The sequence below is a fragment of the Pseudomonas khorasanensis genome (assembly GCF_014268505.2).
GTDB lineage: Bacteria > Pseudomonadota > Gammaproteobacteria > Pseudomonadales > Pseudomonadaceae > Aquipseudomonas > Aquipseudomonas khorasanensis.
The window spans coordinates 120696-137052 of record NZ_JABWQP020000009.1 but is presented as its reverse complement, the minus strand read 5'-3'; the positions used below and the strand labels follow the sequence as shown (position 1 = coordinate 137052).

Annotated in this window: 10 protein-coding genes; 5 read left to right on the top strand and 5 right to left on the bottom strand. The window is 57.9% G+C overall.

The window, feature by feature from the left end:
* From HU727_RS18600 to HU727_RS18590, 3 genes are all read right to left on the bottom strand, one after another.
* Window positions 1-786, bottom strand: coding sequence for a sulfite exporter TauE/SafE family protein (locus HU727_RS18600; protein ID WP_186533452.1), 786 nt, complete (start codon window positions 784-786; stop codon window positions 1-3).
* A 105-nt stretch (window positions 787-891) separates the two neighbouring features.
* Window positions 892-2106: an MFS transporter gene (locus tag HU727_RS18595; RefSeq protein ID WP_186533453.1), complete on the bottom strand. Its 1215-nt coding sequence runs from the start codon at window positions 2104-2106 to the stop codon at window positions 892-894.
* A 79-nt stretch (window positions 2107-2185) separates the two neighbouring features.
* Window positions 2186-2935, bottom strand: coding sequence for a hypothetical protein (locus HU727_RS18590; RefSeq protein ID WP_186533454.1), 750 nt, complete (start codon window positions 2933-2935; stop codon window positions 2186-2188).
* A 244-nt stretch (window positions 2936-3179) separates the two neighbouring features.
* Between HU727_RS18590 and HU727_RS18585 the strand changes: the two genes are divergently transcribed.
* The 3 genes from HU727_RS18585 (at window position 3180) to HU727_RS18575 (ending at window position 5786) form a co-directional block, all read left to right on the top strand.
* The gene (locus tag HU727_RS18585) at window positions 3180-4328 is read left to right on the top strand and encodes an aldose epimerase family protein (protein WP_186533455.1); all 1149 of its coding nucleotides are present in this window, start codon (window positions 3180-3182) and stop codon (window positions 4326-4328) included.
* Window positions 4329-4469: 141 nt separating this feature from the next.
* The gene (locus tag HU727_RS18580) at window positions 4470-5291 is read left to right on the top strand and encodes an aldo/keto reductase (RefSeq protein WP_186533456.1); all 822 of its coding nucleotides are present in this window, start codon (window positions 4470-4472) and stop codon (window positions 5289-5291) included.
* Window positions 5292-5315: 24 nt separating this feature from the next.
* A complete protein-coding gene (locus HU727_RS18575) occupies window positions 5316-5786 on the top strand; it encodes a DUF1810 domain-containing protein (protein WP_186533457.1) in 471 nt (156 codons plus the stop codon).
* On the opposite strand, the gene HU727_RS18570 is transcribed toward HU727_RS18575, so the two are convergent.
* Window positions 5751-8111 (bottom strand): DNA polymerase II, encoded by a 2361-nt coding sequence (locus tag HU727_RS18570; RefSeq protein WP_186533458.1) that lies wholly within the window; start codon window positions 8109-8111, stop codon window positions 5751-5753. The two genes, HU727_RS18575 and HU727_RS18570, sit on opposite strands and share 36 nt — an antisense overlap.
* Window positions 8112-8291: 180 nt before the next feature.
* Here HU727_RS18570 and HU727_RS18565 point away from each other — a divergent pair, with 180 nt between their 5' ends.
* The gene (locus HU727_RS18565) at window positions 8292-11036 is read left to right on the top strand and encodes an RHS repeat domain-containing protein (protein ID WP_186533459.1); all 2745 of its coding nucleotides are present in this window, start codon (window positions 8292-8294) and stop codon (window positions 11034-11036) included.
* Window positions 11037-11090: 54 nt separating this feature from the next.
* Here HU727_RS18565 and HU727_RS18560 read toward each other — a convergent pair whose 3' ends face one another.
* Window positions 11091-15683 carry an NEL-type E3 ubiquitin ligase domain-containing protein gene (locus HU727_RS18560; protein WP_186533460.1) on the bottom strand — a complete coding sequence of 1531 codons (4593 nt, stop codon included), beginning with the start codon at window positions 15681-15683 and terminating at the stop codon, window positions 11091-11093.
* A 222-nt stretch (window positions 15684-15905) separates the two neighbouring features.
* Here HU727_RS18560 and HU727_RS18555 point away from each other — a divergent pair, with 222 nt between their 5' ends.
* On the top strand, window positions 15906-16346 hold the full coding sequence (locus HU727_RS18555; RefSeq protein ID WP_186533461.1) for a CBS domain-containing protein: 441 nt from the start codon (window positions 15906-15908) through the stop codon (window positions 16344-16346).
* Window positions 16347-16357 lie beyond the last annotated feature (11 nt).

The window sequence follows — 16357 nt, the reverse complement described above, 5'->3', positions numbered from 1 at the left end:
TCAGAACGCCAGCTTGTAACCGATCAACACCAGCATCGTTGCCAGGCACGGGCGCAGCACTTCATCGGAGATGCGCCCGGTCAGGTGGCTGCCGAGCCAGATGCCTGGCAACGAGCCGACCAGCAAAAAGCCCAATACACCCCAGTCCATATTGCCCATGCTCGCGTGCCCAAGGCCTGCGACCAGCGTGAGTGGTACGGCGTGGGCGATTTCGGTGCCGACCAGACGGCGGGTTGGCAACAGCGGGTACAGAATGAACAAGGCGACGGTGCCCAGTGCGCCTGCGCCGATCGAGGTCAGGGCGACCATGGTGCCGAGAATCAGACCGGTGATTACGGTCATGACATTGAGGCGTGGCCCGCTCGGGTTGTAGTTGCCGCCCGCGCGCTTGTGGGCGAATTCGAGCAAGCGCTTCTTGAAGAAAATCGCCAGCGCCGTGGCGAACAGCACAAAGCCCAGCGCCTGTTTGATGATGGCGTTCATCGCATCGGGTGCGGTGTGCAGGGTGCTGAGGAACCACAGGGTCATGGCCACCGCTGGCACGCTGCCAAGGGTCAGCCAACCGGTGATGGCCCAATCGATGTTCTTGTTCTTTTTATGAACGAGGACGCCGCTGGATTTGGTGATGGCCGCGTACAACAGGTCTGTGCCCACTGCCGTTGCAGGGTTGATGCCGAACCACAGCAGGATCGGTGTCATCAACGACCCGCCACCGACACCGGTCATGCCAACGATAAACCCCACCACCAGCCCGGCAATCACCAGGCCGAAATTTGCCAATTCCATTAAACCGTCCAGAAAAACGACAGGAAAATCTGGCCCGCAGCATAGCGATTTTTCTTATAACCACATATATCGATGCGGTCTATCGTTATGCCATATCTTTAAAAATCAATGCACCCGCCGTCCCGGTTTGAAGCTGTGGTTTTTGTTGATCCACACCGTGGCCAGTGCAATGAGGGAAAGAATCAGCAGCGCCCATGGAAACGACATCGCCCCCGCCCGGTCCAGCAGCAAGCCGCCAAACAAGCCACCGCCAGCAATCGCCACGTTCCACGACGTGGTCAACATCGCCTGGACGACATCGACGTGCTCACCAGCCGAATCCGCCGCCGAGGTCAGCAGCAAGGTGGCCGAGCCGCCGAATGACAAACCCCACACGGCCATGCAGACATAAATCAGCATGGGCGAAGGCGCAGCGAGCGCGAGAACCAGCGCGGTGAGCGCGAACACACCCAGACTGATCAGCGTCAGCCAGCGCAACCAGCGATCCACCAGCAGGCCGATGATCCAGATCCCAGCCAGCGAACACAGGCCAAACACCAGCAGCACCAGATCCACCCGCTCAGCCAGACCGGCCTGCATCAGAAACGGTGCGATGTAGGTGTAAAGAATGTTGTGCCCGAGCATCCACGTCAGCACCACGAACAGCACTGGGCGCACACCCGGCAAGCGCAACGATTGCAGCAGCGGCAAACGCTCGGTACCGGTTTGCCCCGGACGATCCGGTACCGCAATGACAATCCATGCAGCCAATACCAGCGCCAGCGCCGACATGATGCCGAACGAGGCACGCCAGCCGATCAGATTGCCCAGCCATGTTCCCGCCGGCGTGCCCAGCGACAGTGCCACCGGCGTGCCAAGCATGGCGATCGCCAGCGCCCGCCCCTGCTGATGCACCGGGACGATGCCCCGTGCGTAACCGGCCATGATCCCCCACGACAACCCCGCCGCCATCCCGGCGAGAAATCGCGAAGCCAGCGTCAGACCGTAATGACTGGAAAACGTGGTGACGGTGTTGAACAGCAAAAAACCGCCCACCGTCATCAGCAACACCCGTCGCCGTGGCCAGCGACGGGTGGCCACGGTCAGCGGGATCGCCGCAACAATCGAGCCCAGCGCATACAGGGTCACCAGTTGCCCGGCGAACACTTCGCTGACGTTCAGGCCGGCGCCGATTTGCGGTAAAAGCCCGGCGGGCAAGGTTTCGGTGAGGATGGCGATGAAGCCGGTCATGGCGAACGCGAGCAACGCGGCATAGGGCAGCCTGTCGGCGCGAGCGGTGTGATCAACGCGGCTGTAATCGGCGCTTGCAGGATCGGTCATGACAGGTGCAGCTCCATTTGGATCAATCGAGGCTGCGGATTGTATACAAATATTAGCTCGCGCATGCGATCGACGGTTTTTATTGCACCGGCAAAAAATTCAAAAACAGAAGGCTCTGCGCATAGTTCAAGCCGATCCTTCGATAGCGCTCGTCCAGCATCTGCGTGAGCAAATCCAGGCGCGCAACGACTTTGCTGAACTCGGTGGCGAAGCTCAGGTTGGTGCCCTCTTCGGAAATCTCGTTGGAGAACAACAGCGGCTGGCCTTCCTTGTTCTGTCGTTGCGACAGAATCCACATGGCCTTTTCGATGTTGCGCGCGGCGTTGTGCACGAAGGTCGGGTTGATCGCATCGGTCATGTAGAACTCGGTGCGGTTGCCATGTGCCGTGACCAGCATGCTGCCGATCGCATAGATGAAGGCGCCGACACGGTCACCGAGGAATTCCGGGCTCATGGCATAGCTCAGCGCCGCCAGATCCTTGCGCCCGCCCAGCACCGGCAACGGCTGCTGTTGCTCGACGGCCAGGCGCACCTGTTTCACCGCAGTGTTGATGTTGAGGAAACCGGATTTGCGCAGCTCTTCCGGGTTGCGCAGGTAGAGCTTGCCCATCAGCCGATAAAGGCTGTCGAGGTTGTCGCGCATGGCCAGGGTCGCCATGCGGTCAACACTGGTCTGCAGGAATTCCTGCGGCTGCCCTTCACGCATTTGATTGATGAAACCATTGCCGTTCTGGTGGCTGCAGCCGTTTAACAAAAATGAGGACAGGAAGGCCAGCAGCAGACAGGGGCGGCGGAAAGCGGCGGTAATCAGGGCAACAACACTCGGCATGAATTCTCGGACAGGCACGTTCCTGTGCGGCGGGAGTCACCGCATCCTGGCCATGGATAGAGCCACCGATTGCGAAAAAGTGCAGTGTCGGGGCGATTAACCGACCTTCGGCTCTTTGCCAGACAGCAATTAGTCGGACTTTATATTTGCGTTGACAGGTAAATCCGCTATAAATCTCCTGCGAGATATTCAATAGCCTGACTAATTACGAATTCTGAGAACAACAACAAAAAGGAAGGTCAACATGCTTCAATCACGTCACATGCTCTCCGGCCTCGGACTGTCCCTCATGATCACGACCCTTTGCGCCAACGCGGCGGGCCTGTCCGCTGAACACAAAGCCTTCGGCAAAACCAATGACGGCACGCCCGTCGAGCAATACATCCTGCGCAACAGCCACGGCATGCAAGCCACCGTCATCACTTACGGCGCGACCCTGCAAGCGCTGAAAGTTGCCGACAAGCACGGCAAGTTCGACGACGTGGTGCTGGGTTTCGATGATGTGCAGGGCTACCAGAAAGGCACCGCCTACTTTGGCGCGACCATTGGCCGCTTCGGCAATCGCCTCGCCGACGGTGCCTTTAAACTCGACGGCAAGCGCTATCAAGTGCCACAGAATGACAAGACCAATTCTCTGCATGGCGGCACTCAGGGCTTCGACAAGAAGGTCTGGAAAGCGCAGGAAACCAGGGACAAGGATTCGGTCGGCGTGACCCTGACTTATTTGTCGGCTGACGGAGAAATGGGCTTTCCCGGCAATCTGACCACCGAAGTGACCTATCGCCTGACCGACAACAACGAACTGCGCATCGACTACAAGGCCAGCACTGACAAACCCACCGTGCTCAACCTGACCAACCACAGCTACTTCAACCTTGCCGGCGCCGGCAATGGTGACATTCTCAAGCAGGTCGCCACGCTGAACGCCAGCCATTACACGCCGGTGACGGCCAAGCTGATCCCGACCGGAGAGCTGGCGCCCGTGGCGGGCACGCCGATGGATTTCACCAAACCGACCGCGATCGGCACGCATATCAAGGCTGACCATCCGCAGCTGAAATTCGCCGAGCCGAAACAGGGCGGGTTCGACTTCAACTGGGCGCTGAACACCAAAGGCGATATCAGCGAAATCGCCACTGAAGTCAGCGACCCGCAATCGGGGCGCACGCTCCAGCTCTTTACCACCGAGCCGGGCGTGCAGTTCTACACCAGCAACTTCCTCGACGGCACGGTCAAGGGCAAGGGTGGCAAGGTCTATCCGCACTGGGGCGCGTTTACCCTCGAAACCCAGCACTACCCGGACTCGCCGAACCAGCCGAACTTCCCGAGCACACGTCTTGATCCAGGGCAGACCTATGCCCACAGCGTGATCCTGAAGTTCACCGCAAAATAACCCGCCATCGCGGCCCCCTGTGGCGAGGGAGCTTGCTCCCTCGCCACAGGTTCTTCAGCAAGCCGACATTCTTCATCCGGGAACCCTTTGACTATCCTGCTGCCCATTAAAGACATCGACTCTTTCAGCCAGGAGGTTTGAATGCGTACCCTTGAGTTGGCCGGCGTGCAGGTTCCAGTCATCGGTCAGGGCACCTGGAACATGGGCGAGGATCGCTCGGCGCACAACCGGGAAGTGGCCGCGCTGCGCACGGGCATCGAGCTGGGCATGACGTTGATCGACACCGCCGAAATGTACGCCGAGGGCGGCGCCGAGACCGTGGTCGGCGAAGCCATCGCCGGTCAGCGCGACAAGGTGTTTCTGGTCAGCAAGGTCTACCCGCACAACGCCAGCCACAAAGGTATCCCGCAAGCCTGCGAGCGCAGCCTGCGCCGGCTCGACACCGATTACATCGATCTGTATCTGTTGCACTGGCGCGGTCAGCACCCGCTGGAGGAAACGGTCGAAGCCTTCGAGCGCTTGCGCGAGGACGGCAAGATCGGCCGGTGGGGCGTGTCGAACTTCGATGTCGATGACCTTGAAGAACTGGCCTCCCCCGCCTGTGCCACCAACCAGGTTCTGTACAACCTCGAAGAGCGCGGCATCGAATTCGATCTGCTGCCGTGGTGCCAACAGCACCGCATGCCACTCATGGCTTACTGCCCGATCGGCCAGGGCGGCGCGATGCTGGCAGAGCCGGTTCTGAAAGAGATCGCCACCCGTCACAACGCCACCCCGGCACAGATTTCCCTGGCGTGGATTCTGCGAAATGATGGTGTGATTGCAATTCCCAAGGCTGTGCGCCCGGAGCATGTGCAACTCAATGCTCAAGCCGCACAGCTGCAACTGGACGCCGGGGATCTGGCGGCGCTGGACCAGGTATTTCAAGCGCCTCAACGCAAGCAGCGGCTGGCCATGGTCTGAGCTGTCGACTGCGAGGGCTTCGCAATGAGAAGCACAGATTTGCACGACCCGTTCAACCTGCAACGCTTCGTCGAGGCTCAGGACCCGGTGTTCGAACGGGTCCAGCGTGAACTCGTCGCGGGCCGCAAGCGCAGCCACTGGATGTGGTTTGTCTTTCCTCAGTTCGCCGGGTTGGGCGGCAGCGAAATGGCCCGGCGCTTTGCCATTGGCTCGGCCGAGGAAGCCGAGGCGTATCTGGCGCACGGTGTGCTCGGTGCGCGTCTACGCACCTGCACGCAGTGGGTGCTGAACGTGCCACAGCGCTCGATCGCCGAGATTTTCGGCCACCCCGACGACCTCAAATTCCATTCTTCAATGACCTTGTTCGCCCAGTTCAGCGCCGAAGACAGCCTCTTCAACCAGGCGCTGGAGCACTATTTCCACAGCATTCCCGATGAGTGGACGCTGCAACTGCTCGACTCAAAACAGGCCCAGTTGCCCACCGATCAGGGTTGAAAAATCGTCGTCGACAAACGGCAGAATCGCATCCGCCACCGGCTGCAGTTGGCGGGTGATGTAATGGTCGTAATCGATCGCGGCGCGGCGTACTTCCATTGGCTCGGGGCCGGCCAGCGTGATGACGTAGCTGATCCAGCCGCCGTTCTGATATTGCCGGGGCCGACCGTGTTGTGCGTTGTAGTCATCGGCCAGCCGCGCCGCGCGCACATGCGGCGGCACGTTGCGTTCGTAGTCGTCGAGGGTGCGGCGCAGACGTTTGCGGTAGACCAGTCGATCGTCGAACTCCCCGGCGAGGGTCTTGCGCACGTAGTCGCGCACGTAATCCTGATAAGGCTGGCGCTGGAAAATCCGTTCGTACAGCTCCTGCTGGAACTGCCGGGCCAGCAGTGACCAGTCGGTGCGCACGGTTTCAAGGCCTTTGTAGACCATTTCTTCGCGGCCATCGGCGCGGGTGACGAGGCCGGCGTAGCGCTTCTTGCTGCCCTCTTCCGCACCGCGAATCGTCGGCATCAGAAAGCGTTTGTAGTGAATTTCGAACTGTAATTCCAGCGCGCTTTCCAGCCCGAATTCCTCGCGGACATGTTCGCGCCACCAATCATTGACGTGCTTGACCAGCGCGTGGCCGATCTGCGCCGCCTCCTCCTGATCGTGCAGCCGGCGCAGCCAGACGAAGGTTGAGTCGGTGTCGCCGTAGATCACCGCGTGGCCCTGTTCTTCGATCAACTGGCGGGTGCGCAGCATGATTTCATGACCACGCAGGGTGATCGACGAGGCCAGTCGCGTATCGAAGAAACGGCAACCGCTGGAACCGAGCACGCCGTAGAAGGCGTTCATGATGATTTTCAGCGCCTGGGACAGCGGCGCGTTGTGCTCGCGCTTGGCGGTCTCGCGACCTTCGGCCACGCGCGACACAATAGAGGGCAAACAATGCCGGGTCCGCGAAAAACGCGCGCCCCGGAAGCCCGGCACGGAGTCGGCGTCATCCGGATGCAGCAGGCCTTCGATCAAGCCCACCGGATCAATCAGGAAGGTGCGAATGATCGACGGGTAAAGGCTTTTATAATCGAGCACCAGAACCGACTCGTATAAACCCGGTCGCGAATCCATGACGAACCCGCCGGGGCTTGCCTGCGGTGGGTTGGTGCCCAAGTTGGGCGCAACAAAGCCCTGGCGGTGCATCAGCGGCATGTACAAGTGCGTGAACGCGGCGACTGAACCGCCGCTGCGGTCGGCCGGCAGGCCGGTGACGCTGGCGCGCTCGAGCAAGAAGGTCAGCAGCTCGGTCTTGGCGAAAATCCGCGTGACCAGCTCGCAGTCCTTGAGGTTGTATTTGGCCAGCGCCGGTTTGTCTTCGGCGAACATGCGGTTGATCTCGTCCATGCGCTGGTACGGATTGTCGATGGCCTTGCCTTCGCCGAGCAGCGTCCGCGCGACGTTTTCCAGACTGAACGAGGGAAAACTCCAGGTCGCCGAGCGCAAAGACTCGATGCCATCGATGATCAACCGCCCCGCTGCCGAAGCGAAATAGTGATTGCGGCTGCCGTGTTCGCGCCACTGCATTTCCTCTCCGCCGCGACCGATTTTCAACGGCACGCCAAGGCGCCGGGCGTGTTCGTGAAGGATGCGCAGATCGAACTGCACGACGTTCCAGCCAATGATCGCGTCCGGGTCATGGCGGGCGAACCAGTCGTTGAATTTTTTCAGGATGACCGTGCGCGAATCGCAGTACTCCAGGTCGAAATCGACAATGCTGGCATCGCCGTTCGCGGCGCCGAGCATGTACACCTGACGTTCGCCGCAGCCTTCCAGCGCAATCGAATACAGTTCGCCGTTTTCGGTGGTTTCGATGTCGAGCGAGACCAGACGCAGTGTCGGCCGGTAACCGGGGTCGGGTTTCAGATGGGCGTTGAGCAACACGCCCTCGGCATCCGGCGTCCCGCTGAACAACACAGGCGCGGTGATGAAACGCTCCATCAGGTAGCGTTCCGGCGGACGCACGTCGGCTTCAAAAACATCGACGCCGGCGCGGTTGAGCGCAGTTTCCAGGCGCATCAACTGGCCGTGCTGCTGGCAATAGAGACCGAGCACCGGGCGATGCTCGAAATCCAGCAAAGCCAACGGGCGCAGTTCGACATTCTTTTCGTCACGCAACAGACGTTCGGCCGCTTCCCGCTGTTCGGCCGGGATAAACGCCACGGATGGCTGATGCGCCAGACGCACCCGACGCGGCCCGGCGTCCGTCGCCAGCCAGAACTCGACTTCGGTGCCGGCCGGCGTATCGCGCCAATGCCGGGTCAGGACGAAGCCTTGCTGTAAATCCACCACTGCGACCTCGAAAATTGAAACTGTCGGGCATTCTACGCGGCATTCGACAATTGGGTGGCGCACGCAGCGCGCTCGGCAAAAGCGTGACACCTGTCAGAGTTGACAGGTTACATCCGTTGCAAGTGTTGTTAGGTTTTCCTATACCTCCTTGCGCCGCTTGGTTCCGAAGGAAATGGGATGGATATCTCCGTACATTGGCGAACCCCCTCAGTCAGCGTGAATGACGGCCGCGGCCTTCCCGTTCGTCAGATTGCCTATTTGCGAAGCGTACCAGGGGCGACCGTACAGTCGTTGATCACCCGGCAACGTTACGATGTCGCTGGCAGGCCGATAGAGCATTGGGATCCACGTCTTTTCGGGACTGCACCCAAACCCAATCTGACGACCATCCACGGACTGGCCGGGCAGGCACTCCACACCGACAGTGTTGATTCCGGTTGGCGTCTGAGTCTGCCAGGTTTGGCTGGGGAGGTTGTCAGGCGATGGGATGCCCGAGGCAATCGCTGGAGCAACTACTACGACCGGCTTTTGCGCGTGTTGAGTATCAAGTTAAACGACAACACCGCTCTGGAAGCCCTGACCTACGGCCAAGGCGATGCAGATCCCGGAAACAACCTGCGTGGAAAGGTACTGCGCAAAGTCGAAGCTTCGGGCTCACTGGACTATGCCTCGTTCAGCCTTGGTGGTCTTCCCTTTGAGGAAACCCGCACGCTGTTCGATGGCAACAGCTACACCACACAATGGCGCTATGGGGCCAACAGCAACGCACTGAGTCAAAAAGACGCTGCCCTGCATGAGCAATTCTCAAGCTACAACGTCGCCGGACAACTCCAGCGGATAGCCCTGAAAATCAACGGCGACGAAGCGCAAAAGGACATCCTTACACAAGCCTGCTACAACGCCGAAGGCCAGAAAATCGAACAAACGCTGCGCAATGGTGTGGTCTGCAACTGGATCTACGATCCCGCCAGCGGTCGCCTGGATAAAATCAAAGCCGGCGTACCGGGCCAGGCACTGCGCCAACATCTACAGTACGTTTACGACAATTTCGGAAACGTCGTGAGTATCGTGGACCACGCGTTCAAATCAGTTTTTTTTGCTAATCAGTTCATCGATGGCAAGCGCGACTTCAGCTATGACTCGCTGTACCGTTTGACCCGCGCAACCGGTCATGACGCGCCGCCGCCGAGTAATATGCCGGGCCGTCCATTACCAAGCGATCCCCATAACCTTCTCAATTACACGCAGACCTACCAATACGACATCGCAAACAACCTGATCGAACTGGTGCATGCCCGAGCAATAGGCGGCTACACACAACGCACGTTCATTGACCCGAACAGCAACCGTGGGGTGCGTTGGAGCGAAGGTGACGAGCCGCCGGACTTCTCCACCCACTTCGATGCGCATGGCAACCTGCAAGCCTTGCTGCCGGGCCAAGGTCTGCAGTGGAATGTTCTGGATGAATTGACCTCAGTCACGCTAATCGAGCGCGAAGCGGCGATTCCCGATCAGGAAACCTACCGCTACAGCGGTGGTGCCCGTGTTTACAAACATCACGAAACTCAAGGATCCACCACGACTCATTTTCAGCAAGTGCGTTACCTGCCAGGGCTGGAGATACGCACACGCGATACAGGTGAGCAGCTACATGTCATCACGTTGCCGACGACGATAGGCAATATCCGCTGCCTGCACTGGCGAACTGGCCGCCCGGAAGGAATCGTCAACGATCAACTGCGTTATTGCCTTGTAGACAGTCAGAGTTCCAGCCTGATCGAACTCGACCAGAGCGCCAGGGTGATCAGCCATGAGCACTATTATCCGTTCGGCGGCACAGCCTCACTGGCCGCGAATTCGGAGCTTGAAGTCAGCTACAAGACCATTCGTTATTCGGGCAAGGAACTGGATGACACTGGACTTTATTATTACGGGCGACGTTATTACGCCCCATGGCTGCAGCGCTGGCTCAGCACCGATCCGGCGGGTGCGCTGGATGGGTGGAACCTGTATTCGATGGTGGGGAATAACCCGGTGAGTTTTGTTGACGAACTGGGCCTGACTAAAGAACTGGCGGGCATATCCAAAGCAAGTGTTCAATCCAAGCACGAGGCAGGAAAGGCACTTGGGAATATAAAAGTCGCCAAGCATGCGGCCTACATAAAGGAGAACCCTGATGCCAGATTTGCAAAAAGCTACAAGAATAAAACCGCCATTGCCATATCGGCAGCCTCTTTCCCCACATCCGAAGGCGGCGAAATTATTATCGAGGGTACTATCAACATCCCATCTCGCGGAAAAGAGCTTACCTCAACAGATCATGGCATCCGCGTGATCAGAGACATCAATCATAGTATCGCCGGCCCCTCTGATTTCGGGGTCTACGAAATTACTGATTCCAAAAAATACGAAACACAATTGGATAGTCGTTATAAATCCCGACTTACTGATGAAACAGTAGCCGTGAAGATTTACAACATTAATAGCCGTGGCCAACGGCCTGAACCTTCAAATCTAAAAGACTTGCGTCAGGAAACTAATTTCACACAGCGCCGCCAAGAATCCAAAGATCGTCAGGCCGCTCACGAAAAAGCAAGCGGATACTTGTTCCCAGTGAGTGCCGGTGAGCCGGGTGCTCATGCGGAAGTACAAATAGGCGACCTTGCAATGGTTCTCCAGGCATCATTGGGTATTCCAGTCGACCCGTCACAGATATCAATCATAACCCACCAACTACAGAACGTTGACTACGTGAAGGAGTTTCCAGCTTGCTACAACTGCAACGGACTATTGGTTGCCACACACGAAAACACCGTTAAACCGTTCAACGTAATATCGGAGCCGGATGTTTCCACCGTACTCACTTACGCCAATTGGAAAGAACACCTGATTCATAGCGCTATTGAGAGAACATTCAAATAGAGGATTTAAAGCCGGCCTGCTCCAAACAACAGGCCGGCTTTTTTAGCTAAACACCTATTCCTTCGTCAACAGACCTTGCGTCAATGTTTTCAGCAGTGCTTTGCGTTCTTCGGCTAACCTGACCAGTTCAACCCCATACTCTTTTCCTGAGATACTGCCTGCCAAATGCATATCAAACAGTTCAGCTGCCTTTGCGCTGTACTCTCTCGAATTCCGTTCAACCTCCTGCGTATACCTACCCTTCAGGTACTTGCGCCAGAATTTCTGTTCGATCATCCGATTGACCACCCCCTCACCCGCCTCGAGTGACAATACCGTTTGATAAGCTTCGTCGATCTTCACCTCACTGACTCCAGCGATGCCGCGAAACAACATGCCGCGCGACTGCCACGGCAACTCCAGCCTATCGGCCAGCCCGGTCTGAAATGCCAGATAGACTTCCACTTCATCAATGCTGCCCGTAAGTTCGCCGTCCTCATCGAGTGCAATAAAAGTTTCACCGGCCTCCAGGCGGGTCTGGATGTTGGCGCGGGCAATGTCATTGACCATGTCCAGGCGAGATTTGCCCTTCGCCAATCGCACCAGACTGAACTCGACCTGCTCGGCGCTGCCGGCCAGCCAAGCTTCATGAATCAGAACCTTGATCCCCATTTCATTGAAAATCTGTGCCCCGGCGTCCGCGCAGGACTCAGGATTACTGGCCATGCGGAACAACTCTTCACGCAATGGCGTGTTCATTGTCGCGGCATCCAGCATTCGCCACACCCGCTCGGTCAGCGCCGGACGCGCTTCCTCTGCAATGTAGTCTGCCGATTCGGCGACTTTTTCCAGCACTTCAAAAAAACCCTGGGAATCAGGCTCGTGCTCCAATTCATCCCACAGGGTTTGCTTGCGCTGACGCGGCTCGCCCGTGACGCCCTCGAGCCAATGCACACTGGTCTGCTCGCCCTTTGGCGGATAGCTACGAGCGGGGTCGTAACCCACCGAGCGCATATAGGCATGAAATAGTTCGCGACCCTCATCGGAGAGACGATCGCGACTCAAACGGGTTCGGGCAATCAACCGCGCCTGCTCCGAACCGGCCATTACTTCAAGGACCTGCTCGATCAAATTGCCTTGCAGATCGAGCTCGAAAGCCCGGGGCCGAGGCAGAGAGAACAGACCCGCCGGCCATTCAGTGATCCCGGTGTCATGCAAATCCAGCACCTGAAGCTCTGCCATTGCGCTGATATCGGGCGCATGCGTCAACGCCGGATTGGTGCCCAGCCGCAATGTCTGTAAATGGGTCAAACCGGCGAGTTCAGCCACACTTTCGGCAGTCAGCGTCAGTTGATTGCTGCCCAGATCCAGCGTTTCCAGCGCACGCAGGTTGCCGTGCAGACGCGGCAAAGCGATCAGCTCGTTTTCGCTCAGGTCCAGTGCCTTCAATTCAGGGAAGTGACTGAGGAAGTTGGTGATATCCGAGCGCAGTTCAGCATGACGAAACTGCAACTTGCTGACGTGGGGAAACTCAACGCCCAGTGAGGGCAAATGCTCGAGAAAATCACTGGACCAATGAAAATCCAGATTCAGTGTGTAACCGTTCGCCTGTGGCGACTCTGACGCTTGCCAGCATTGCTTGAGCATTTTGGCAAAACGCCCCTTGTGATAGCGCTGATCCCGTGGCGATAACTCACCACGCTCGATTGCCACCCAGTCATCAAGGGTCTTCTGCAGATTTCTGAACGCCAACTCTCGCTCCCGGATCAGCCGTAAAGCGTCAGCAGGCGTTCCGGATGCCCGCACAAATCCCCTGAAATCGTCCGGGGTGGCCTGCGGATACAGGCTTTTGAACCGGTCCTCCAGACTAGGCTCGTCGCCCGCCCCCAGCAGCCGTTCATTGATCAATGCATAGCCTGGGTTTTCGACTTTTTGGACGGTGTGTCGAACCGGTGAGTCGTCCAGCAGCTCGCGCAGCTGCGCACGGGTTATTGTTGATTGTTGAAGGTTGCTGCGCAGGCGCTGACCTTCACCGATGCCAAGACCCAGACTGTCGCGCTCGGCATCCGGTAATGCCTGCAAAACAGCGTTATAAAAATCTCCCGTACCTTGCAAGCTATTGCCTTGCGCATCATAGGGCTGGAACTCGTTCTGCACCGTGCGCAACAGTACTTTACGAATGGGTGCCGACGTCGGTCCAATGCTGTCGATCAGCAGGCCGTCGAACGACTGGTTGCGAATTTCGATCAAGACTTCGGGCGACCAGCCCGGTAACCTTTCCAGGCTGTGCAATGCCAATCGATAGCTGTCGAGGGTGGCACTGGCCGGCAAGTACAGGCCCTCCCAGGCCCGGGTAATGCGCCATTCGCGCATCGCTTCACGCCCAGCCTGTTTCAAGCGCATGGACAATTGCCCTTGTACGCTGGCGAGCCGCTTTTCTTCTGGCAAGACATTGACCAGGACATCCCTCACAAGCTTCTCCGGCAAGTGAGGGAACTCGTTGCGCAACAACACGCTTTCGGCCGAAGGCGCGGCAACTGGCACCTCCTGCGATTTAACGCGGCCAGCGTCCAACGACGTCCTTTGCTCTTTGGACGCTTCAGCGACTGATGCTCGCGTCTGATCAGCACTAAAACGTTCAATGGTTGCCGTTAGCATGGCGGACGGCTGTTGCTGTGTAACGTGCAGCCTGCGCAATGCCGATTCACTCTCACCGCTGACGACGCGGATCTGTTCCAGCGACTGCTCAGAGAAACCGTCGACCTGATGGCCGAGACGTCGCATCAGTCGACTCCCCTGCCAGGCTTGAGGTTGTTCGGCTTCATGCACCCATGCACCGGCACCGTTGTGACGCAGGCGGGGAGCATAGGCATCGCTGCGCTGCGGATGCTGGATGCGGTAGTTATCCGATCCGGGCTCCGGGCGGATGACGAAGGTTGCGCCCTCCAGCGGTAATACTTGCTGATCCGCCTGTCGATAAATGCCCAGCGAGTCAGGCCCGGCCGATTTACCCAGGTTCAACGATTGTGAATAGCGCCGCAGATCCGAATCCCATAACCGCGAGCGACCGTCCGCCATGTCGACAATCTTCATACGCCCAATCAACGGTGACGCCTTGGGCGACATGATCGACCCCACCAGTTGACCTCCCACAACGAGCGTGCCCAGTTGGATCAGACTTTCGACCACGCCAAGCAAATGCTCGAACGCCTCAGTACGCATGCCTTGAGCCCACTCGATAATCCCTTCGAACGTCTCATCCAATAATTGGTAGGCGGTATACGCAAGCATCAATTCACCCAGACCGGGCACGAATGGCGCCGCGACAAATGCACCCACCTCCAGCACCGTCAGTGCGACTTTGAGGAAGCTGTCCCAGCGAGCCCAGCGGGATTTGGCATCTTCATCGTCGGTGGGCACTGCCCGGGCTCGCGCGTCGGCGAATAAAGTGTTCAAGCGCTGCTGAAAGGAGTGAACCCACAAGTCACCCTGGATTCGCGCATACCCAATCTGCAGATCAGGCTTTGGCACTGGCTCGGGGCGCCAGGCGGGCAGTTGCTGAAAAGGTGCGGGCGCGTGCCATTGCAGTTTCGAAAGCCGATTATTGAGCTGAAAGAAGAACCGGCCTCGGTGCCGATACGGCACGAACCGACTGAAGAAACGCTGGTACTCAGGTGAGCGCAGTTGTCTTGTCAGCTCGACGACGAATTGTGTTGAGGACGCATACTTGTTCAGCGGATGCTCGGGATCATGGGGAATATAGGCAATGACCGGAACAACCGTCGAACTGCCCTCGATATCGGCGCAGACCAGTACAATCCCTGCCAGCTCGACCCCCATCATGGTCAACGTATGACAGTGGACTGCTCGCCTGTTCCAGATCAACGGTCGATCGCCAGCAGCCCAATCCTGCAGCACGCGATGAGCGCCATGATCAATATCGCCTTTGATCAATGCCAGACCACTGTACAGACGCAGGGTAGCCTTCTCGTTAGCCTCTACCTTCATTTCGAGTACGGCTCTGGCAACGGGATTGGCCAGGTCGAAAAACGCTTCGAGGTATTCCTGATAAGCAGCACCTGCGTTCAGCTCCCTGCACAACGCGGTAAAAGCCGCGACGGACATCTTGCCCTTGATCGGCACGACGTCGAACTGTCCCGAAGCCGAAGGGCTGGTAATGAATTCGCTCGTCGGGTCGTAATACTCTGGGCGGGTTTCCTTCAGTTCGAAATTGTGCAGACAGCTTTCCAGCAGGGACAGCGTTCGCACCTCAAAGCCACCTGTCAGCCCCACCGAGCGGTATAACCTCAGACAGGTCGAGCGAACGTCTACGGTGAGGTCATAGCGATTTTTCAGCGCTGCGGTGAGTAATTCATGGGCAAACGCTTCGACCTCGGTCAGCCGGCCAAAGACCCTGTCCACTGCCAGCCGGGCAGTCCAACTCGCTGCAAGTGTGCTTTTCATCTCCTCGCGTTGCGTTGTCGATGCAAGGTGAAACCAAGGCTGATCTGGCACTGTCGCCTGTTTTAAAGCGCCTCTGTGCGGTGCGGAGCTGTTCAATAGCCAGTCTGGAACATTGCCCGCAATGAAACTGAACGTGGTATTGCGAGCCAGAGGTTCCGGCAGCGAGGGCAAGATATTTCTGTTGCTCAAATTCAAGCGAGGCATCGAGAGTTTTCATCCATGAAATTCGGATGCTGAGTGTATCGAAGCCCCAGAAACGCCATCGCGCCCTTCTGTTTCAAGACGTGGATGCGTACCGAGGAAGCATCAGGTGAAAAAAAACATCTAAATGGCGTTTTTTGCACGCTATCCGCCGCTTTGACACCTTGCCCTGCGCGGCTGCGTCTACGATGCTTGGATAACAACGACAACACCTGAGTAACCGCCATGAAGACCGTCGCCCAACTGCTCAAGCTCAAAGATGCAAAAAATCAGGAAGTGCACCAGATCAAACCCGATCACATGGTGCTCGAAGCGCTGATGAAGATGGCCGAGAAAAACGTCGGCGCCTTGCTGGTGGTGGAAGACGACAAAGTGGTCGGCATCATCAGCGAGCGCGATTACGCCCGCAAACTGGTGCTGCACGGCCGCTCGTCAGTGGGCACGCCGGTGCGTGACATCATGGTCAAGGACGTGATCACCGTTGATACCAAACAGACCGTCGACACGTGTCTGGGCATCATGTCGGACAAGCGCCTGCGCCACCTGCCCGTGGTCGAGGACGGCCAATTGATCGGTTTGTTGTCAATCGGTGACCTGGTGAAAGAAGCGATTGCCGAACAGGCGGAGCTGATCAAACAGCTGGAGCAGTACATTCGCGGGGAATAATCCTGTGGGAG

What these genes read in the sequence shown, in the direction of transcription:
- HU727_RS18575 (WP_186533457.1), top strand. Translation starts at nt 5,316, where the DNA reads ATGAGAAGCACAGATTTGCACGACCCGTTCAACCTGCAACGCTTCGTC.
- HU727_RS18585 (WP_186533455.1), top strand. Translation starts at nt 3,180, where the DNA reads ATGCTTCAATCACGTCACATGCTCTCCGGCCTCGGACTGTCCCTCATG.
- HU727_RS18595 (WP_186533453.1), bottom strand. Translation starts at nt 2,106, where the DNA reads ATGACCGATCCTGCAAGCGCCGATTACAGCCGCGTTGATCACACCGCT.
- HU727_RS18560 (WP_186533460.1), bottom strand. Translation starts at nt 15,683, where the DNA reads ATGCCTCGCTTGAATTTGAGCAACAGAAATATCTTGCCCTCGCTGCCG.
- HU727_RS18590 (WP_186533454.1), bottom strand. Translation starts at nt 2,935, where the DNA reads ATGCCGAGTGTTGTTGCCCTGATTACCGCCGCTTTCCGCCGCCCCTGT.
- HU727_RS18555 (WP_186533461.1), top strand. Translation starts at nt 15,906, where the DNA reads ATGAAGACCGTCGCCCAACTGCTCAAGCTCAAAGATGCAAAAAATCAG.
- HU727_RS18580 (WP_186533456.1), top strand. Translation starts at nt 4,470, where the DNA reads ATGCGTACCCTTGAGTTGGCCGGCGTGCAGGTTCCAGTCATCGGTCAG.
- HU727_RS18600 (WP_186533452.1), bottom strand. Translation starts at nt 786, where the DNA reads ATGGAATTGGCAAATTTCGGCCTGGTGATTGCCGGGCTGGTGGTGGGG.
- HU727_RS18565 (WP_186533459.1), top strand. Translation starts at nt 8,292, where the DNA reads ATGGATATCTCCGTACATTGGCGAACCCCCTCAGTCAGCGTGAATGAC.